Origin of the sequence: Ensifer adhaerens (assembly GCF_013283195.1) — a bacterium.
In the GTDB taxonomy this organism is placed as follows: Bacteria; Pseudomonadota; Alphaproteobacteria; order Rhizobiales; family Rhizobiaceae; genus Ensifer; species Ensifer adhaerens_G.
In genome coordinates this window covers 736,132-756,056 of sequence record NZ_JABEKT010000002.1, presented here as the reverse complement: position 1 = coordinate 756,056, position 19,925 = coordinate 736,132, and the positions used below count along the sequence as shown (strand labels likewise).

19 protein-coding genes and 2 pseudogenes are annotated in these 19,925 nt (G+C 61.0%); 13 read left to right on the top strand and 8 right to left on the bottom strand.

The window, feature by feature from the left end:
* Positions 1-80: 80 nt before the first annotated feature.
* Both kduD and kduI read right to left on the bottom strand, forming a co-directional pair.
* Entirely contained in the window at positions 81-824 is a 744-nt protein-coding gene (kduD, locus tag LPJGGPFB_RS19925; protein WP_173421659.1) for a 2-dehydro-3-deoxy-D-gluconate 5-dehydrogenase KduD, read from the bottom strand.
* Positions 821-1,645, bottom strand: a complete 825-nt coding sequence (gene kduI, locus LPJGGPFB_RS19920) for a 5-dehydro-4-deoxy-D-glucuronate isomerase (protein WP_173421658.1) — start codon at positions 1,643-1,645, stop codon at positions 821-823. The genes kduD and kduI overlap by 4 nt, the downstream gene beginning before the upstream one ends.
* A 256-nt stretch (positions 1,646-1,901) precedes the next feature.
* Here kduI and LPJGGPFB_RS19915 point away from each other — a divergent pair, with 256 nt between their 5' ends.
* The 9 genes from LPJGGPFB_RS19915 (at position 1,902) to LPJGGPFB_RS19875 (ending at position 9,867) form a co-directional block, all read left to right on the top strand.
* Positions 1,902-2,696, top strand: coding sequence for an NAD-dependent epimerase/dehydratase family protein (locus LPJGGPFB_RS19915; protein WP_173421657.1), 795 nt, complete (start codon positions 1,902-1,904; stop codon positions 2,694-2,696).
* 4 nt (positions 2,697-2,700) lie between these two features.
* Entirely contained in the window at positions 2,701-4,218 is a 1,518-nt protein-coding gene (locus LPJGGPFB_RS19910; protein ID WP_173421656.1) for an aldehyde dehydrogenase (NADP(+)), read from the top strand.
* A gap of 82 nt (positions 4,219-4,300) precedes the next feature.
* Complete coding sequence (locus LPJGGPFB_RS19905) at positions 4,301-5,038, top strand: FadR/GntR family transcriptional regulator (protein WP_173421655.1); 738 nt, start codon at positions 4,301-4,303, stop codon at positions 5,036-5,038.
* 82 nt (positions 5,039-5,120) lie between these two features.
* Positions 5,121-5,870: a FadR/GntR family transcriptional regulator gene (locus tag LPJGGPFB_RS19900; RefSeq protein WP_173421654.1), complete on the top strand. Its 750-nt coding sequence runs from the start codon at positions 5,121-5,123 to the stop codon at positions 5,868-5,870.
* Between the two features lie 62 nt (positions 5,871-5,932).
* Complete coding sequence (locus LPJGGPFB_RS19895; RefSeq protein ID WP_173421653.1) at positions 5,933-6,247, top strand: cupin domain-containing protein; 315 nt, start codon at positions 5,933-5,935, stop codon at positions 6,245-6,247.
* 108 nt (positions 6,248-6,355) lie between these two features.
* A complete protein-coding gene (locus LPJGGPFB_RS19890) occupies positions 6,356-7,378 on the top strand; it encodes an ABC transporter permease (protein WP_173421652.1) in 1,023 nt (340 codons plus the stop codon).
* Entirely contained in the window at positions 7,378-8,265 is an 888-nt protein-coding gene (locus LPJGGPFB_RS19885) for an ABC transporter permease (protein ID WP_173421651.1), read from the top strand. Before LPJGGPFB_RS19890 ends, LPJGGPFB_RS19885 begins: the two co-directional genes overlap by 1 nt.
* A 4-nt stretch (positions 8,266-8,269) precedes the next feature.
* Positions 8,270-9,106: an ABC transporter ATP-binding protein gene (locus LPJGGPFB_RS19880; RefSeq protein WP_173421650.1), complete on the top strand. Its 837-nt coding sequence runs from the start codon at positions 8,270-8,272 to the stop codon at positions 9,104-9,106.
* Positions 9,106-9,867 (top strand): ABC transporter ATP-binding protein, encoded by a 762-nt coding sequence (locus tag LPJGGPFB_RS19875; protein ID WP_173421649.1) that lies wholly within the window; start codon positions 9,106-9,108, stop codon positions 9,865-9,867. The genes LPJGGPFB_RS19880 and LPJGGPFB_RS19875 overlap by 1 nt, the downstream gene beginning before the upstream one ends.
* Positions 9,868-10,568: 701 nt before the next feature.
* Here LPJGGPFB_RS19875 and LPJGGPFB_RS19870 read toward each other — a convergent pair.
* The 3 genes from LPJGGPFB_RS19870 to LPJGGPFB_RS19860 form a co-directional block, all read right to left on the bottom strand.
* Positions 10,569-12,167: an ABC transporter substrate-binding protein gene (locus tag LPJGGPFB_RS19870; protein WP_173421648.1), complete on the bottom strand. Its 1,599-nt coding sequence runs from the start codon at positions 12,165-12,167 to the stop codon at positions 10,569-10,571.
* 88 nt (positions 12,168-12,255) lie between these two features.
* Positions 12,256-12,885 carry an SGNH/GDSL hydrolase family protein gene (locus tag LPJGGPFB_RS19865; protein ID WP_173421647.1) on the bottom strand — a complete coding sequence of 210 codons (630 nt, stop codon included), beginning with the start codon at positions 12,883-12,885 and terminating at the stop codon, positions 12,256-12,258.
* 19 nt (positions 12,886-12,904) lie between these two features.
* Positions 12,905-14,053: a mandelate racemase family protein gene (locus tag LPJGGPFB_RS19860; protein WP_173421646.1), complete on the bottom strand. Its 1,149-nt coding sequence runs from the start codon at positions 14,051-14,053 to the stop codon at positions 12,905-12,907.
* Positions 14,054-14,160: 107 nt separating this feature from the next.
* Between LPJGGPFB_RS19860 and tnpB the strand changes: the two genes are divergently transcribed.
* Complete coding sequence (tnpB, locus tag LPJGGPFB_RS19855) at positions 14,161-14,580, top strand: IS66 family insertion sequence element accessory protein TnpB (RefSeq protein ID WP_234902940.1); 420 nt, start codon at positions 14,161-14,163, stop codon at positions 14,578-14,580.
* Between the two features lie 55 nt (positions 14,581-14,635).
* Positions 14,636-14,949: pseudogene (locus LPJGGPFB_RS33725) on the top strand (IS66 family transposase); the annotation flags it as partial.
* Here LPJGGPFB_RS33725 and LPJGGPFB_RS19845 read toward each other — a convergent pair.
* Positions 14,949-15,231: pseudogene (locus tag LPJGGPFB_RS19845) on the bottom strand (alcohol dehydrogenase catalytic domain-containing protein); the annotation flags it as partial. The pseudogenes LPJGGPFB_RS33725 and LPJGGPFB_RS19845 overlap by 1 nt on opposite strands.
* A gap of 864 nt (positions 15,232-16,095) precedes the next feature.
* On the opposite strand from LPJGGPFB_RS19845, the gene LPJGGPFB_RS19840 reads away from it, so the two are divergent.
* Positions 16,096-16,356, top strand: a complete 261-nt coding sequence (locus tag LPJGGPFB_RS19840; protein ID WP_173421645.1) for a hypothetical protein — start codon at positions 16,096-16,098, stop codon at positions 16,354-16,356.
* Positions 16,357-16,461: 105 nt separating this feature from the next.
* Positions 16,462-16,719: a hypothetical protein gene (locus tag LPJGGPFB_RS19835; protein WP_173421644.1), complete on the top strand. Its 258-nt coding sequence runs from the start codon at positions 16,462-16,464 to the stop codon at positions 16,717-16,719.
* A gap of 136 nt (positions 16,720-16,855) precedes the next feature.
* On the opposite strand, the gene LPJGGPFB_RS19830 is transcribed toward LPJGGPFB_RS19835, so the two are convergent.
* Both LPJGGPFB_RS19830 and LPJGGPFB_RS19825 read right to left on the bottom strand, forming a co-directional pair.
* On the bottom strand, positions 16,856-18,079 hold the full coding sequence (locus LPJGGPFB_RS19830; protein WP_173421643.1) for an acyl-CoA dehydrogenase family protein: 1,224 nt from the start codon (positions 18,077-18,079) through the stop codon (positions 16,856-16,858).
* Between the two features lie 113 nt (positions 18,080-18,192).
* Complete coding sequence (locus LPJGGPFB_RS19825; RefSeq protein ID WP_173421642.1) at positions 18,193-19,818, bottom strand: ABC transporter substrate-binding protein; 1,626 nt, start codon at positions 19,816-19,818, stop codon at positions 18,193-18,195.
* Positions 19,819-19,925 lie beyond the last annotated feature (107 nt).

Below are 19,925 nucleotides of genomic sequence, written 5' to 3'. Positions count from 1 at the left end.
AGATGTAAACCTAGCCATACATACTACATCTGTCAATAAGTTATCATACAAGTTACATGACAACCTCTTCGCCTGGAGGATCACCGCGCCAACCAGCCACCGTCCACGTTGAGAATGGCGCCGTGCACGTAGTCAGCCGCAGCCGAAGACAGAAAGACTGCCGCACCCGCAATGTCTTCCGGTCGGCCCCAACGATTGGCCGGAATGCGATCGAGGATCGCTCTGTTTCGGTCCGCGTCGGCGCGAAGCGCCTCGGTATTGTTGGTTTCGATGTAACCGGGCGCAACGGCATTGACATTGATGCCCTTGGCTGCCCATTCGTTTGCAAGCAGCTTGGTGAGCCCGGCGACGCCGTGTTTTGAAGCCGTATAGGAAGGCACGCGAATCCCGCCCTGGAACGAAAGCAGCGACGCGATGTTGACCACCTTTCCGCGTCGCCCTTTGGCCAGCAATTCCTTTGCGAAGGCCTGCGTGGTGAAGAAGAGCGCCTTCAGGTTTACATCGATCACCGCATCCCAGTCGTCTTCGGTAAAATCGACCGCGTCGGCGCGACGAATGATGCCGGCGTTGTTGACCAGGATGTCGATGCCCTGATCCTGAAATACGTCGCGCGCGGCCATGGGATCGGCAAAATCGAGGGAAAGGCCACTCGCCTTGCCGCCCGCCTTCGCGACCAGACCCAATGTCTCTTCGGGCGCCCGACGGGCAGCGCAGATGACCTCCGCTCCTGCAGTGGCAAGCCCAACCGCAATCGCTTGGCCAAGGCCGGTGTTGGAGCCAGTGACCAGAGCTTTACGTCCTTGAAGCGAAAAGGAATTTATCATTTTAGATCCTTCGGCTGAATGAAGTCCATGTCGGTGTAGTCGACATTGTCCCCGGCCATGGCCCAGATAAAGGTGTAGGAGCCGATACCGGCGCCGGAATGGATGGACCAGGGCGGAGAGAGAGCACCCTCCTCATTCGCAATGAACAGGTGACGGGTCTCCTGGGGCTCGCCCATCAAATGCAGAACCCGGGACTTTTCATCCATGCCGAAGTAGAGATAGGCTTCCATGCGACGGTCATGGATATGCGAGGGGATGGTGTTCCAGACGGAACCGTCCTCCAGGGTCGTGTAGCCAAGAACCAACTGGCAGCTCTCCATCACGAGCGGGTGGATGAACTGATTGATGGTGCGCTTGTTCGAGGTTTCCGACGCGCCCATTTTCACTTCCTTGCTTTCGGAAGCAGTGACGAGACGCGCCGGCAGGCTACGGTGCGCGGGGCACGACGTGATGTAGAAACGACCTTCGCCCGCAAAGGTCACGGCCCCCGTGCCGGCACCGAGATAGAGCACATCGCCGCGGCTCAACGCGTAGACCTGTCCGCCGGCGGTCACCGTTCCGGCATCGCCGATATTGACGATGCCCATTTCACGGCGATCGAGGAATGACGAGGTCTTTGTCTCCTCCACCTTGTCGAGCGTCAGTGGCTTGCCGCCAGGCACGGCGCCCCCGATCACGAAACGGTCATAGTGGGTGTAGATCAGCCGGATCTCTCCGGTTTTGAACATCTCCTGCGCTAAGAAATGCTTGCGAAGCCCCGACGTATCGAGCGTATTGGCGTATTCCGGATTGACGGCCTGCCTTGTTTCAACGGTCAGCATAAATTTCCTCCATCACGTTGTAGACTACATATCATATATGTTACCGTTATTGTATGATATGTTTGTCGAGGTCAAGACGCCAGCCGGAGCGATGCGAAAATGACGGTGGTCCGCGGCCGGCGTTTCGCCAGGGTCAACCGCTCTTAGCCACGGCCAGCTCGAAGCACGCAGCAGCGTCGCTCCTGCCGAAGGCGTCGTCTGACATCGGCGTATGCCTGCACTGGGCAGTGCCGCGATTTGTAAAAGGAAAACGGAATTGAGACGCCTTCTGATCACCGGCGCCGCAGGCCAGCTCGGCCAGGTCATGCGCAAACGCCTTGCGCCACTCGCAAAGACCATTCGCCTCGCAGATCTCGCACCTCTCGATCGTCCTGAGGAAAATGAGGAGTGCATGACCTGCGATCTTTCCGATGCCGCCGCAGTGCATGAGATGGTCTCGGGCTGCGACGGCATCGTCCATCTCGGCGGCATTTCTGTCGAACGGCCGTTCGATCAGATCATTGGCGGCAATATTGTCGGTCTCTACAATCTCTATGAGGCCGCCCGCGCACACGGCCGACCGCGGATCGTCTTTGCCAGCTCCAACCACACCGTCGGCTACTATTCACAGACCGAGCGCCTCGGGCCGGACGCACCCTTTCGCGCCGATGGGCTCTATGGGGTTTCGAAATGTTTCGGCGAGGCGCTGGCCCGCATGTATTTCGACAAGTTCGGGCAAGAGACTGCACTTGTGCGTATCGGCTCCTGCACGCCGGAACCCACCAACTACCGCATGCTGTCGACCTGGTTTTCCCACGACGATTTCACCTCGATGATCGAGGCCATCTTCCGCGTGCCGGTGCTCGGTTGCCCGGTCATCTGGGGCAGTTCGGCCAACGACGCCGGCTGGTGGGACAATTCGCATGTCGGCTGGCTGGGCTGGAAACCAAAGGACAATGCCGAGATCCATCGGGCGAACATTGCCACACACACGCAGAAGCCCGACCCGAGCGACCCGATGGTCCGCTTCCAGGGCGGCGGCTTCGTCAACAATCCGATCTTCAAGGAGTAGAGAAATGACATATGTGCCGCATGGCAAGCATCTGGTTGCGGGCGAATGGCTTGCAACGCAGCCTACGTTCCGCAGCGAGCCTTCCCACGGCGACGCCTTCGAATTCTCCGTCGGCACGGTCGAGTTGGTGAACAGGGCGGCGGACGCCGCCGAAGAGGCTTTCTCGTCCTATGGTTACTCCTCCCGAGAGACGCGCGCCGCGTTCCTCGACACCATCGCCGACGAGATCGAAGCCCGCGGTGCCGAAATTACCGAAATCGGCACCTCCGAGACCGGTCTGCCTGCCGCCCGGCTGAACGGCGAACGCGGCCGCACGACGGGGCAATTGCGCCTGTTTGCGTCCCACATCCGCAAAGGCGAGTATCTCGACCGGCGCCGTGACGAGGCTTTGCCGAACCGCGCGCCCCTGCCCCGCCCCGATATCCGCCTCACGCAGCGTCCGATCGGCCCCGTCGCCGTCTTCGGCGCGTCCAATTTTCCGCTCGCCTTCTCGACCATGGGCGGCGACACTGCCTCGGCGCTCGCCGCCGGCTGCCCAGTCGTCGTCAAGGGGCACTCGGCCCATCCCGGCACAAGCGAGATCGTGGCAGAGGCCGCCGATGCCGCCATCCGGAAAAGCGGGCTGCACCCGGGCGTATTCTCGCTGATCCAGGGGGGCCGCCGAGATGTCGGCACTGCGCTCGTCACGCACCCGCTCATCAAAGCGGTCGGCTTTACCGGTTCTCTGGCCGGTGGCCGTGCGCTCTTCGATCTTTGCGTCTCCCGCCCCGAACCCATTCCCTTCTTCGGCGAACTCGGCTCGGTGAACCCGATGTTCATCCTGCCGGAAGCCGCGAAGGCCCGAGGCGCCGAGATCGCACGGGGTTGGGCAGGTTCGCTGACGATGGGTGCCGGCCAGTTCTGCACCAATCCAGGCATCGCAGTGATCCTTGCCGACCACGCCGACGCATTCGCAGAAGCGGCCCGCGCCGCACTTGGCGAAGTCGGTCCGCAGGTCATGCTGACTGAAGGCATGGCCAAGGCCTATCGCGAGGGAAGCGTGCGCATCGCCGCAGGTGCCGGCGTGCGCGAGCTGCTTGCCACCGCCTGCGATCTTCGCAACGCCACGCCCTGCCTTTTCAGGGTTTGCGCCACGGAGTGGCTCGCAAACCACGTGCTTGCCGAAGAAGTGTTCGGTCCGCTCGGTCTTATCGTGACCGTCGAGACGATCGAAGAGATGCTGGCGGTCGCAAAAAGCTTTGTCGGTCAACTCACTGCCACGCTGCATCTCGATGAAGCCGATACGTCACTGGGGCGCAGTCTGCTTCCAATCCTTGAACGCAAGGCGGGTCGCGTGCTGGCCAATGGCTACCCGACCGGGGTCGAAGTCTGCGACGCCATGGTGCACGGCGGCCCTTACCCCGCATCCACCAACTTCGGCGCCACATCCGTCGGAACCCTCTCTATCCGAAGGTTCCTGAGGCCGGTCTCCTACCAGAACATTCCGGAGGCACTGCAGTTCGAGGATCTCAAATCGAGCTAGCAACGGATTGCGCCATTGCCCGGCAATGGCGTATCCACAACCAACTGCGGATTACCGCCTCTCGCATCGAATGGCCAAGTGTATGACGAAAGCGACAGCCCAAGATACTGCTCCCCCGCAAGCCACGACGCTGGTGGTCAAGGTTGCAGATGCGCTTCGCGGGCGCATTTCCAAGGGGCATCACAGACCGGGCGACCGGCTTCCCTCCGAAGCCCAACTGACGCAGGAATTCGGCGTGAGCCGCACGGTCGTGCGCGAGGCGATCGCAGCACTTCGTTCCGATGGCCTAGTAGAACCCCGCCAGGGCGCTGGCGTCTTCGTTCTCGATCCAACCCTTTCCGAACGTCGTCCATTCCAGAATGTCGACCTCGCGCGCGTTTCGTCGCTGATCGAGATGCTCGAACTTCGCACGGCCGTGGAAGGCGATGCCGCAGGGCTTGCCGCGCTGCGGCGCTCCCCGGGGCAGGAAGAAAAGATCGTAGAGGCCCTCGACGCCTTCCGCACGAGTTCGGCCGAGGGCCGACCGAGCGCCGAGGCCGATTTCGCCTTTCACCTCGCAATCGCCCAGGCGACCAACAATCCCCGCTTCGGCGAATTCCTGCAGATGCTCGGCCCGACGCTTATCCCCCGACGGGCGGTGACCGAGAGCGGTGAGGAGACGGCTCTGCCCCCGGCCGACATCGAGCGACTCGTGGAGGAGCACGAAGCGATCCTCATCGCCATTCAGAATGGCGACGAGACGGCGGCTCGCGCCGCCATGCGCGCTCACCTGAAAAACAGCCAGATGCGCTACCGCTCCATGCTGCGAACGCCTCGCTGAGCATCGCCGAAAACAGCCTGCACTTGCATTCGGACAGATAACCGATAACATGCCAGACAGGTTCAATGCAGGTGAAGCAGACATGGAAGCCGAGAACAATTATGCCAGAGGCACGTCTCTGGCTGCAAAGATCAGCACCGACCTGCGTCGCGAGCTGACCGATGGCGTCTTCAAGCCCGGTGACCGGCTTCCGAGCGAAAGTGCGCTGACCCGCGAGTACTCCGTCAGCCGCACCGTGGTGCGCGAGGCGATCGCCATCCTTCGCGCCGACGGCCTGGTGGAGGCACGCAAGGGTGCGGGCATCTTCGCGCTCCAGACCTCAGAGGGAAAGAAGCAGCCGTTCAAGGATCTGACCACCGAACGGATTTCTTCGGTGATCGAGCTTCTGGAACTCAGGACGGTCTTCGAGGTGGAATCGGCGGGACTTGCGGCGTCACGCCGTTCCGCCGCGCAGATTGAAGCGATCCTCGAGGCCCATCATCACGTTGGCGAATGCCTGGCGACAGGAAGCCCTACCAGAGACGCGGATTTCGAGCTGCATCTCGCCATCGCCGAGGCCACGCAAAATCGCCGCTTCCCGGAATTTCTCCAGCTGATCCGATCCGGCATCATCCCGCGCGGCGAACTGCAGGGCTCCGCCCCCGGCTCGCGCCCGAAAGACTACAACCTCCATCTTCAGGAAGAACACGGCCTGATCGTCGATGCCATCATCGAAGGCAACGCCGAGACCGCGCGCGAGCGCATGCGCGCCCATCTCCGCGGCAGTCTCGATCGCTACAAGGTCTTGCTGCGCTCACGCACATTGTCGCCGGAAGATATAAACCTGTCTTAGCTTGTCATACAGATATAAGTACATGTATGTTGATGATGTCATACACCATCAACGAGGCCTTCATGTCCCTTCCTGTCTTTCCCGCCACCCCGACCGACACCGGCATCACCCGGCAGGTGTTGTCTCATTCACCAGAAATCATGGTCGTGTCCTTCCGCTTCGAAAGCGGCGCCGAAGGCCGGCTGCATAGCCATGCGCACGTGCAATCCACCTATGTCGCACGCGGCCGCTTCCGCTTTTTTCGCGATGGCGTCGCCTATGAGCTCAATCCCGGCGACAGCCTCGTCATCCCGGGAAACACCGAGCACGGCTGCCAATGCCTGGAGGCAGGAGAGCTTATCGACTGCTTCACGCCCCGTCGCGACGACTTCCTCTGATCGATTGGCTTGACAGCATCGACAACCTGTGACAGGTTTCATTAAGTTGTCATACAGGATAGGAGCCTGTACCGCCGCACCGTCTGGCGAATGACAAACGGAGGAATCATGTCACACCGTCGCATACGCTTCTATGGCGCGGCCGGGCAGATCGGGACCATTGCGGTCACGCTGCTCGGCCTGCTTCTCCTGACCTTCTTCATCGGCCGGTTGATGCCGGCCGACCCCGTGCGCGCCATCGTCGGCGAAGATGCGACCCGCGAGACCTACGAGCAGGTGTACCGTTCGCTCGGCCTTGATCGTCCGCTCTGGGAACAGTTCTTCTATTATCTCGGCGATGTCTTCACCGGCAATTTCGGCACGTCCATCCGCACCGGCCAACCCGTCATCCAGGATATCCTGCATGTCATGCCGGCGACGATCGAGCTCGCCACGTTCGCTATTCTCATTGGCGCGGGGCTCGGCGTGCCGCTCGGCGTCTTCGCCGCCGTCAACAAGGACCGCTGGCCGGACCATGTCGTGCGCGTTTTCAGCCTTTTCGGCCATTCGATGCCGATCTTCTGGACGGGTATGATTGCTCTCATCGTCTTCTACGCCCATTTCGGGCTGGTCGGAGGCAGCGGGCGGATGGACCAGTTCTACATCGGCCTTGTCGACGAGCGCACCGGATTCCTGTTGATCGACAGCCTGATCGCCGGCGAAATGGATGTGTTCTGGTCGGCGGTGAACCACATCATCCTGCCTGCAACCCTGCTCGGCTACTCCTCCTCTGCCTACATCACCCGTATGACCCGCAGCTTCATGCTCGACCAGCTCGGCCAGGAGTATGTGACGACGGCCAGAGTGAAGGGGCTTTCGCGCAACCAGACGATCTGGCAGCACGCCTTCATCAACATCCGGGTCCAGCTCGTCACGATCATCGCGCTTGCCTACGGCTCATTGCTCGAAGGCGCGGTGCTGATCGAAACCGTCTTCGCCTGGCCGGGTTTTGGCCAATATCTCACCAACAACCTCATCACCGGCGACATGAACGCCGTCATGACCTGCGTGCTGATCGTGGGCGTCATCTTCATCGGGCTCAATCTTCTCTCCGATGTTCTCTACCGCATCTTCGACCCGAGGACACGCTGATGTCGACCCGCACCGAAACCGCTCGCCGCCTGCCGGCACCGCTGCTTGCACTGAAGAACATCGTGCTGTTCCTGTTGAAGAGCCCGACATCAGCCTTCGGCCTTGCCGTGCTGACGCTCCTGATCCTGGTTGCCGCCTTCGCGCCGCTGATCGCCACGTACGACCCTTATGCGCAGGATCTTGCCCTGACGCTGCAGGCGCCGGGCAACGGGCATCTCTTCGGCACCGACGAGCTTGGCCGCGATATCTTCAGCCGCCTCGTCTGGGGCGCCCGCATCACGCTGACGATCATCTTCCTCGTGTCGATTGTCGTCGGCCCAATCGGCCTCATCATCGGCACCACCGCCGGCTATCTCGGCGGCAAGGTTGATACGGTGATGATGCGTATCACCGACATATTCCTGTCGTTTCCGAGCCTCATCCTCTCGCTCGCCTTCGTCGCAGCATTGGGCCCAAGCCTCAACAACGCCATTATCGCCATTGCGCTCACCTCCTGGCCGCCGATCGCGCGGCTTGCACGGGCAGAAGCAATGACCTTCCGCAAGGCGGACTATATCTCCGCCGCCAGGCTGCAGGGGGCCTCACCAGCGCGCATTATCGTCAAGTCGATCATGCCCATGTGCCTGCCTTCGGTCCTGATCCGCCTGACGCTCAACATGGCGACCGTCATCCTCACGGCCGCCGGCCTCGGCTTCCTGGGCCTCGGCGCCCAGCCACCGCTGCCCGAATGGGGCGCAATGATCGCGACTGGCCGCCGCTACATGCTCGACAGCTGGTGGCTCGTCACCTTCCCGGGCATCTCGATCCTCTCCGTCAGCCTCGCGTTCAACCTGCTCGGCGACGGTTTGCGCGATGCGCTCGATCCCAAGCAGATGAACCGGAGGTAAGCCGATGGAAAAGCCCATTCTCGAGGTAGACAATCTCCGTATCCGCTATGGTGGCGCTTCGGTCGAAGCCGTGCGTGGCGTCTCTTTCACGCTGGGCCGCGAACGGCTGGGTATCGTCGGCGAATCCGGTTCCGGAAAATCGACCGTCGGGCGTGCGCTGCTGCGCCTTCTGCCCGGCGCGACGATCACCGCGGACAAATTGCGGTTTGGAGACCTCGATCTCCTGACGCTCTCCGAAAGGGAGATGCTGAAGGTCCGCGGCCGGCGCATGTCGATGATCCTTCAAGATCCAAAATTCTCGCTCAACCCGATCCGCCGGGTCGGCGACCAGGTGGCGGAGACCTATCTGCGCCACTTCAAGTGCTCGAAGGCAGAGGCTCGCGACAAGGCGCTCGCCATGCTGGAGGCGGTCAAGATCCGTGACCCGAAGCGGGTCTACGAGCAGTATCCGCATGAAATATCCGGTGGCATGGGCCAGCGGGTGATGATCGCCATGATGCTTTTGGCCGACCCGGACCTCGTCATCGCCGACGAACCCACCTCGGCGCTCGACGTTACCGTCCGGCTTCAAGTGCTGAACATCCTCGACGGCCTCGTGCGCGACCGCGGCATTGGCCTCATCATGATCAGTCACGACCTAAACCTCGTGCGCAATTTCTGCGACCGCGTTCTCATCATGTATGCCGGTCGCGTCGTCGAAACGCTCGCCGCCCAAGACCTCGACAGGGCCGAACACCCCTATACGCGCGGCCTGCTGGCGGCCCAACCGCGGATCGGTGGAGGGCGTGCGCCCCTCGCCGTGCTCGACCGCCAACCCGAATGGCTGGAGGAGAAAGCCTGATGTCCGTATCCGTCGAAACGCGCGACGTATCGATCACCTTCGGCGCCGGCCCTGCCGCGGTCAGGGTCCTGCCGAGTGTCAGCTTCTCGGTCAGCCCAGGCGAATGTTTCGGGCTTGTCGGCGAAAGCGGCTCGGGCAAATCCACAGTGCTGCGATGCATCTCGATGCTGACCGACATCTGGACGGGCGACATTCTCCTCGACGGCAAGTCGGTACGCGACATGCCGCTTATCGAGCGCTGCCGCACGCTGCAGATGGTGTTCCAGGATCCGTACGGCTCGCTGCATCCGCGCCAGTCGGTGCGCACCGTGCTCAACGAGCCACTGGTGATCCACAAGCTCGGCGACCGCGAGGAACGCATGCGCAAGGCGATCACCGATGTCGGCCTGCCCGTTTCCTTCCTCGATCGCTTTCCCCACCAGCTTTCCGGCGGCCAGCGGCAGCGGGTGGCGATTGCCCGTGCGCTCATCCTGGAGCCTTCGCTTCTGCTTCTGGACGAACCGACGTCGGCGCTCGATGTCTCGGTGCAGGCTGAGATCCTGAACCTGCTCCAGCGCCTGCGCGAAGAGAGAGGCTTCACCTACATCATGGTCACGCACGATCTGGCAGTGGTCGACCATATGTGCGACCGCTTTGCCGTGATGCTGCACGGAGAAATCACCGAAGTGCTGCCGCGCGAAGCGATCCCCGCAAACGGCGCCACGCATCCTTACGCTCGAGAACTCATCGGCGCCTCTCTTGATTACGAAAGGGCGCATTGATCGCCCTCACCAGGTTAGGTCCGGTAATCCCAACAAGGCGCCTCTGAATCACGGGGGCGCCTTTTAACATCAGGGCGATCCAACGGACCTGTCACCGATGTGTGAAATGACCAGAAAATAGCGGCAACGTCCGCGGCAACTTTGTCGCCAACTGTAAGGCAGGGATCGCGGCGGGCTTTCCGGATCACCCAGCCCTACCCGAACAACGAACAAAGTCCATCGCGGGCGTCTGCGTCGAAACGCCATGCGACGAGGTCTTCCGAAAACGGCTGCCTTCCACGCGGCGCCGTTCGACACCGATCCCTTTGACTGGAATTCTCGACTGCACCGAGGCTGTGCAATGGTATCTGACGCGCCGTCCTGGCCAACATCCGCTCGGCATTGCGGAACGCGCTCCAAGGGCCCCACCTTGTGCGTCTGTCCTTCAGAGGTCGACTTGTAGTAAGTGCGTAGAGTAACGCCAGACGTGAATTGGGCGCGTCGTTCGTTTCCCTTGGGAACTGCGATGTGAAGCCAGAGACCAGCTTGCAACAGCACTCTTCGCAGATCTCCGCTCTCGCTCACGTAGGCAGCGATCCATGTTTTCGCGTGTGCCGACGAGGTACCGGTTCGGATGGCTGTCGCAGCTTTTGTCTGGCGAACGTGAAAAAGGCGCGTGTTGCCACGCGCCTTGTCCGAACTCGCTACGAAGACCTGAAGGATCAGCGCTCCTTGGCGACACCCTCGAAGCGGGAGAGCCAGGGGCTGACGATCATGCCCTTCACATCGCTTCGAAACGCAGCCGTATCGACCACTTCCGAGAACGGCTGGATCGACATGACGATCTCGTCCATGTAGGCCTGCACGCCTTCATAGAGTTTGGCCTGCTTGGCCGGATCGCGCTCAACCAGTGCTTCCTCGATCAGCTTGTTCAATTTTTCGTCGTAGAAGCTGGTGCGCCAGCTCTGGTAGTTGGTGAGCTTCGCATCGTCCGAATTGTCAGGATTGTAGGCGATGGAGCGCAGGTTGTTGTCCGGATGCGGCTGCTGACCGCCGCCGCCGCGACCAAGCAGCAGTTCGAAGTTTCGTTCGCGCATCGCACCGTAGATCTGATCACCCGAACCGCTGATGAGTTCCGCCTGGATCCCCGCCTGGGCGAGCGTGTTCTGGATGGCGGTCGCCGCCTTCATGAAGGGGTCTTCGGAAAGGACCCGCAGCGTGGTCTTGAAACCGTCGGGGTAGCCCGCTTCGGCCAGCAGCGCCTTGGCCTTTTCCACGTCCAGCTTGTAGCCCTCATCCGGCAGCGCGCCGATAACGCCTGTTGACAGCGGCCGCTGATGCAGCTTGCCGTAGTAGGGCATGACGGCCTTGTCGAGGCCTTCGTAGTCGATGAGGTATCGCAGCGCCTCGCGTACCTTCTTGTTGGCAAAGCGCTCGTCTTTCATCGAGACGCTGAGATAATAAAAGCCCGAACCCGGCGTTGATGCGATGGTAATCGCCTTGTCGGCCTCAAGCGACTTGAGATCCGGCGCCTGGAGGGAATAGGCAACGTCTATGTCGCCTTTCTCCAGCAGCAGACGCTGCGACTGGGATTCCGGCAGATGGCGCATCAGAACGCGCTTCATCGCCGCCTTTTCACCCCAATATTCGTCGTTGCGGGTCAGGATGATGTATTCGTTCGACTTCCACTGGGTGAGCGTGAAAGGACCCGAGCCAGCCGAATTCAGCGTCAGCCAGGCGGCACCAAGGTCGCCGTCCTTCTCGTTCTCGAGCGCCGTCTTGCTGTCGAGTATGGAGCCGGGGCCATTCTGTGCCAGGATCATCAGCAACAGGTTCGGGTCATCGGGCTTCGCCAGATTGATCACGAAGGTATGGTCGTCTTCGGCGACAAAGGCCTTGTCGGCATTCTCGAGCGTGAACCCACGCGTCTTGAGGAAGGACGACTGCGCCAGGTTGCGGGCGAGCAGACGCTTCAGGCTCCAGGCCACGTCGCCGGCCGTAACGGGATTGCCGGAAGCAAATTTCGCATCGGCACGCAGGTGAAAGCGGATCGACTTGCGATCCTCGGCGATCTCCCAGCGCTCGGCAAGACGCGGCTGGACGCTACGGTCCTGCGGCGAAAGGATGACCAGCGTGTCGTAGATGTTATTGAGCACCTGCACGGTCTCGCGGCCGGTGATGGCAGCGGGATCGAGCGTCAGAATGTTGCTCATGGTCGTGGCGACGACCAGTTGGTCGGCCGGTGTCTCGGCCAGCACGCCGATCGGTGCGGCCGTGGCGAGAAGCACGCCGAGCGCGGCTTTTATGAAAAAGTGTCTCATGTTTCCTCCTTTTGCGGCCATCCTTGCGGATTTCGGCCTACCAGTTTGACAACCCGCCCGCCTGCTCCTCCGCAGGCGTTGAAACGGATCAGGCTAGAATTGCGCCGACGGGGACCGCGAGTGCACGGCCGATGGCGGCGGTCGCGGCCGCTTCCAAATGCACGCCATCGATCTCGGATCCACGCGCGACTGCACCTGCATCGAAGAACGCGTGGCCGAGTTCGCCGGCGAGCTTGCGGTAGAGCGGTGAGAGCCGCTCGGATTCCGCCACGCTCCGGCCGGCTGCCGGGTGCCCGCCTGGACCGGCGGAGCAAGGCGGCGGTGCGACGATCAAAAACTTCGGCTTCGGCCCGCTCGGTTTGTAAGGAAAGGTGTCCACGATCTGCGCCAGGCGGCGCATGCCGGAAACGGCCCCTTCTGCGCGCCCGCCATGCACAGGCTTGATGTCGTTCGTGCCGAGCATGACGATCACCAGATCGAGCGGCATATGGCTGGCAAGCGCCACCTCCAACGCCTTGGCGCCATTGCGGCAAGCGGGTCCGGCATGGTCGTCGTAGCAGGTGGTGCGCCCGCCGAGCCCTTCCGATATGATCTTTGCCACGCCGCCAAGTTCCCGACCGAGAACGTCCGGCCAGCGGCTCTCGGGCGGATGGCGCAGACCCGTCGCTGGATCCGCACCCCAGGTCAGACTGTCGCCGAAGGCGAGAACGGTCTTCATTGCCCAATCACCTCACTCGTCACCGTACGCGGTTGTTCTCGATGAAGTCGAAATCGATGTCCTCGCCGAGCCCTGGCCTATTCGGCACGTGGACATACCCGTCCCGATCCATCGGATCGGAAAGCGACTTCAGATAGTCGTGGCCGTCGTCATATTCGAGGAACGGGTGCAACAGGCCGCGTTCGTACCAGCGGCAGTTCTTGGTGGCGGCCACCACATGCAGGTTCATCGCGGTGTTGCCATGCACTTCGCATTCCATGCCGAAGGCTTCGGCCAGATGCATGGTCTTCAGCGCGGGGGTAATGCCGCCGACGTCGTTGACGCCGGTGCGCAGTATGTCGCAGGCGCCCGCCTTGATCCACTCGGCGCGGTGCCAATGCTTGCCTGCAGCGCTTTCCGGACCAACGACGGGAATGTCGAGATTGTCCGCAAGCCACTTGTAGGAAGAAAGCGATTGTTCATCCATCGGCTCCTCGATCCAGTCGAAGCCGAGCTTCTCAAGGCCACGCCCGAGTTCGAGCGCATCGGTGCGGGAATACCAGTGGAAGGCGTCGATCATCAGGCGGATATCCGGACCCACGGCCTCGCGGACGGCCGCGCAGGCCTTGAGATCCATTTTCACGTCAGGCGCCCAGCTGACCGGCGGCATCCAGGTGTGCAGCTTGATGCCCTTGTAGCCGCGCTTGACCAGCGTCTCGGCGAACCGACCGTAATCCTCCGGTGTTGCCAGGCCATTCTCCAGCTCGTCACCGCACATGATGGAGCCATAGGCCAGCACCTTGTCGCGATAGCCGCCGATCAACTTGTATACGGGTTGATCGAGTGTTCTGCCTGCCAGATCCCACAAAGCGCAATCGACGACGGCAAGCGTACGGTCGGTCAATTGCGCCGCCGATCCGCGCTGCCAGTGGGCGAGATCCTGCCACAGCCTTTCGCGATCGCGGTGATCCTGGCCGATAAGGACCTTCTTCACGAATTTCTCGATCAGATGCGGGCGAACGATTTCGGGCGCTGTGAAGGAGTGCCCTTCCTGCCCATCCTCCGTGCGCACGGTGAGCATTGCCTGCTCAACCTGGTGCGGCGGGCCTGGATGCGCGTGACCAGCACTATCGGAATGGCGGCGTGTGGTCGTGCGGAAGACCCGCACCTCGACGTCGGTGATGATCATTGTTCCTCCGGTATGCTGATATGGCCGGCTTCCCGCGCCACCCTGTATAACACATACTTAGACAGATCATCATCAACTTGTCAAATCTGTATAACAAGTTTCTTAAAATGACTGACAAGCTCTGCTCTCGGGATATGCCTTGCGAATACCGCGCCCGCGACATTTACCGCTCTCCGTTCGGCCAAGGGGTTACAGCTTGGCTGCAGTGCCAGCGCCAGCCGGTCGATATGCGCCGTGGGTTCGATGGTCTGTCGGCGGAGGTCGTCAACACGTTGAATGCCGATCCCTATAGTGGCCATCTCTTCCTCTTTCGGGGGAAAAGAGGCGGCTATTTAAAGGCTCTGTATTGGGACGGAACTGGGATGTGCCATTTTGCCGAGCAACTGAAGCACGGCCGGTTCATTTGGCCGTCGATCATCGATGGTGTTCCGCAGATGTCGGCGGCCCAACTTGCGCTGCTCGTTGAAGGGATGGACTGGCGGCGAACGCGGATGCCTGACACTCTGCCGAAGCCGGCGACGGCGTAGTAATGAATTGTTTTTGCGGATAAAATCGTAACAGGACAAGGCTCCTTGTGCTACGGATGAGCGCGAAGTGCTGGAATATTTGCCTTCGCTCTTCAAGCGGGTCGTGCATCTTCGACCGAAGATGATTGCCGGGCCTGCGAGATGATCGTGCAGGTGCCAATGCCGTCGCTGCCGATCGAGCGCGGCCGTCCTGGCCCCAACCTGCTTGCCCATGTCCTGGTCTCCAAATACTGCGACCATCTTCCCTTGCATCGCCAGAGCGACATCTATGCTCGAGAAGGCATCGACCTTGATCGTTTGACGCTTGCCGGATGGGTCGGGGTGATGGTGGTGCTGCTGAAGATCCTGAGTGAAAGGATCGGTGCCCACTCGCGGCATTCTGCCGTATAGAGCGGAATGACATGATCGCCGGGCGCGACGCTCGTTACCCCCTCCCCCACCTCGATGACGACACCCGCACCTTCTTGACCGAGGACGACGGGAAAAATGCCCTCCGGATCCGCACCTGACAACGTGAAGGCATCGGTGTGGCAGAACCCCCGCATGCGAGATCCGCACCAGGACTTCGCCTTTCTGAGGCGGAGCGACATCAAGCTCCACAATTTCCAGTGGTTCGCCAGGCGCAAATGCGACAGCGGCACGTGATTTCATAATGATCCTCGTTTCCTGTTTTGGTCTCACTATCGAGATTGGTGTTCCGGGATATCCAGTGCCGACATGCCGCGATCGAAAAGCAGAGCATGACGGAGGAGTGATGGCAGAGGGTCGAGAGCGCACGTTCGCTGTTGATTTGCCCGACGCGGATACGACAGACTCCGGTATCTAAACCTGGGGCATCGTCCAGGACCTTGTTTATGGGGATGCCCCCTAGCCGAGCTTTTCGGCCTGTCTCAGGAGGAAACCATTTGCGGACTGCCCCTCAAATCGTATCTCGATCGCGTTCATCCGGCAGACCAGCCACGTTGGCCAAGGAGATCACCGAGACAATCGTTGGCGGACTGGCGGACAATCTGCCTATCGCGTCAGGACACGTGGTAGTCGCTATATCTCGGTCGTTGCCTTTGGACGATGTTTCCGCAATCGCAAAGGCACGCCGGTGCTCTACTCAGGTGTAGTTGTCCTGGAAAGTGCGACTTCCACCAATGACAACCGACCACACTGAGTTGTTCGCTTCAGCCCTCCGAGCGCGGTTCAAAGTCGCCTCTCAGGAGCGCGTCGCGAACACGGCCACCGGCCTATCGCGCGAAGCGTTGGTTGCAGCGTGTTCTCAAAACCGAACTGCCTTTCACCTGCGTCATCGAGCACGTAACGGCGTCCCCTCGCGACGACATTGACGCCAAGCGGCGAGCTTCATCAAAGCTGCTCCGCCAGGTAGAGAGATCTGAAGCTGCGCTCTGCTTTTTTTACTGGGTGGACGACATCCAGACCCACCGTGCCATAGGCGTTAACCCCTTTTGTTTTCAGGGAAACATGCGATAGTTGAGATGCGGCAAGGCTAGGTCAGGAGGGGCCATTATGAACCTTGAAAGGATCGGTAGATCCCGCTTGAAATTGAGGCTTCCTGCGTTACGAGCGATGATTGACGCGCAGCAGACGCCCGCTTTTTGCGCCTTGTGTGAAGAGTATGCGATTGTCGGCATGGCCCGTGGCCAATTGGGCGCTACAGTCGAATACAAGCCCGCCGAACTCTCCGATCTGGAGATCGTCAGCGTCGAAATCGAGCGAGATGTCGACCGTCTGCTCCATACACCGAACGTAAAGCAGCTACGGAGCTAGAACGTTAGGCGCAGACGCATGCATGTTCTGTCGATAGGCCGCCATGTTGCTGATTTCACGGTGTCAGGAGCTATCTTCCCGGTTGGCAGCCCTAGGAGCAAGGCGATGGATTTCGAAAAGATTGGGCGAGCGCGCATGATGATGCGGCTGCCACGACACCGCAAACAGATTTCAGATGCCAACTTTCTTGCCATCAACGATTTGCTGGAAGCCTACGGCCTTGCCGCAATGAAGCGCGATGAGTTGCGTGAGCAACTGATGCCAGAACCCGCATCGGTGGATGAGTATGACGAACTCTGCCAGAAGTTGGAGGACGACCTTATCCGGATGCTGGCGAGCGTCAGCCCGCGAATGGTGCGCTAGGCATTCTGCGACTAAGGGCAACAGGAAAATGTATCGGGGGCATCGCTAGGCGAGCCCGAACATCACAAAGTATTCGCGTTCATCATGGGAGAGTCTGTGGTGTCCTGTTTTGAGAGGTCATGCTCGCGATGCCGCCTCAAAACACCTTGCCTTCTTTCAGATGCGTGGTCGTGCCGTTCAGCAGGTAGTCGCCCAGCACCCGTGACTTGTGCAGCAGCGGATTGTGATTGAGCACGGTGCGGATGTTGCGCCAGTGTCGGTCGAAATTGTTGTTGCGGGACGTCGCCGATCCACCGCCCAGATCGAACATGCGCTCGGCGCTGCGCAGGCCCAGTTGCCCGAGAACCAGTTGTGCGCGGGCAGTCGAAAGCGCGCTGGCTATCAGGGCATCCTCGATCTCTGTTTCGTTGCCCCGGCCGAGCGCTGCAATCGTCCGGTCGAGGGCGCTGGCCGCCGCGGCGACGACGGCGTCGATGGCAAAGGAATTGGCGGCGATTTCGCCGATCACCTGTTGCACGAAGGGGTCCTGGTTAGCAGTTTCCGCCATGCTGTGAGCGGCCGATCGCGCTTGACGGCCAACGTAGGCGAGCCCGTCGGACAGAACATTGCGCACGGCGCCGGCCGCGCTGGCAGCGAGATGCAATTGCCGCAAGGTCGAGCAGTGGCGTCCGACGAGATTGTCGAGCGCGCGCCGGGTAAATTCGTACGGGAACACCTCGACATTGTCGAGGATGACGCCGCCGCTGGCGGTCAGACGCTGCCCCATTCCGTCCCAGTCGTCGAGAATGGTGATGCCCTCACGGTCGACCGGCAGGAGAACGCCGACCGCCTGCCCGTCCTCGTCGAGCGCGCTGAACGAGGCAAAATCGGCAAAGGCGGTTCCGGTCGCATACCATTTGCGACCGTTGAGCCTGTAGGTGCCGCCCTGCCGTGTGATCGTCGTCGTCACCTGCCCGGGCCGGGCGGTGCCCTGCTCCGTGTGGGCGCCACCGAACAGCTTGCCGGCAAGGATCAGCTCGACGGCACCGGCATCCCGCTCGCGCGGCTCGCTGAGGATGACGTTTTCGACATAGTTGAAGTGCGAGCGGAGCGCGTGCGCCACGTTGGAATCGGCAGCTCCAATCGCAGCGATCATCTCGATATAGTCGGCAACCGAACCACCCGGACCGCCAAGTGCCACCGGGATGCGCAGCGTTCCCAATTCGAGTTCACGAAAGAGCTCGAAGGCCTGGAAGGGAAGTTCGCGCGAGAGGTCACGCTCGGAAGCGCCCTTGGCGACTTCGGCCACGAAGCCCGGAACGCGGGCCAGAAGCTCCGTGCGCGTCGGGCGTGAAACACTTTGCACTCTGGTTATGGTCACGCATCAACTCCAACTGAAGAGAAACGGCGCAGCCTGGTCCCCACCGGCTGCGCCGCGCCGTCGACGCTCTCACGTCGACGCCATCGACGATTGCTCGCCGTGGTCACCGACAACTATTCGTCGAGATAGATATCGGCGCCGTTGCTCCAGAGATGCTCGACACCCAGCTTCAAGTTCTTAACCCGCTTGTCGTAGACGGTGATGACCGCCGGAGTGACGATATCGAGCGTCGGCAGGTCCGCGACCACCTGTTTCTGGAACGCGTTGAAGAGCTCCAGCCGCTTCTTCGGATCGATTTCGACGGCCGCGGTTTCAAGCAGGCGGTCGACTTCCGGATTGGAGTACTTTGAGCCGTTGGTGAACGGCACGCCTGGCTTGAAGTTCTTCGACCAATAGAGGCGCTGCACGCCGACCGTCGGATCGTAGAGATTGCTCATGCCCTCGATGGCGATATCGAAGTCGCGGTCGGTGAAGACCCGCTTCACGAAGGTGGCAAAATCCTGGGTGCGCAGTTCGACCTTGATGCCGACCTTGGCAAGCGCCTGGGCGATGTACTCCGCCGTCTGCTTCGGCGGGCCGGAGGGCTGCGTCGGGTCGATGAACAGCTTGAACCGGAAACCGTCGGCGCCGCGGGCATAGCCGGCCTCGTCGAGGAGTTTCTCGGCCTTGGCCGGGTCGAACTCGTACTTCGGCAGATCCGGCGTGTAGAACTTCACGAGATCGGGGCTGACGGGGCCGTCGAGACGCGTCGCGTAGCCCAAATAGACAGTGTTGACGATGAAGTCCTTGTCGACCGCATGGGCGATGGCGTGGCGCACCTTGATGTCGGCGAGATACTTGTTCTCAAGGTTGAATTCCGCGCGCGCGATGCTCGGCGAATAGGGCGCAGGATCCGTATCGACGACGAGATTGGGGTTTGCCTTCAACCGATCGATATCGGTGAGCGGCAGATTGGCAGTCGAGACCTGCACTTCGCCGGTCTCGATCGCGGCAACGGCCGCCGCCGGATCGATGATGAAGCGGAAGATGATCTGGTCGAGATAGGGCTTCGGCGAACCCCAGTAGTCTTCGTTGCGAACAAACAGCGCATGGCTGCCGCGCACCCATTCGACGAACTTGTAGGGTCCGGTGCCGACAGGCGCGACGTTGTGCGGGTTCTCGGCGATCTTGGTGCCTTCATAGAGATGCTTCGGCACGATCGGGGCTTCAAAGCTTGCAAAGGCGGTCAGCAGATAGGGAGCAGGCTTGGAGAGGATCAGCTCTACCTCATGCGAGTTGAGCACGTTTGCCTGCTGCACATGCGCAAATGTCGCCCGCCCGCGCGGATGGTTTTCCTTCAATGCGAGGATGGAGAAGGCAACATCCTCGGCGGTGAAATCCTTGCCGTCGTGCCAGCGAACACCCTGGCGCAGCTTGAACCAATAGCGCAGGCCGTCTTCGCTGACCGTCCATTCGGTCGCCAGCAGCGGCTGCGGGTTGAAGTCGCGGTCATAGGTCAGCAGGCTCTCGGTGGCTTTGCCGCTGATATAGTACGCTGCACCTGCGCTATGAGCGATCAAAACCAGGACCGGCGGTTCGGTGCCGATATTGATCGAGACGCTGCCGCCGCGCGTCGGCTCTTCGGCGGCGAGAACAATCTCGGGGATGACCCCGACGGCGAGAACGGTTGCCAGCGCAACGCTCGAAAGCAGGAAAGCGCGGCGGGTCGGTTTCGGTGTCCCGGTTTGTCTCGATGTCATGTTGAAGTCCCCAAGCAGGCGCAGCATCAGGAGGCAAGCGCTGGTTCGATTTCGCGCACCCATCATCGGGTGATCCACGTCAGAATAGATACTCCACTAAATTTATG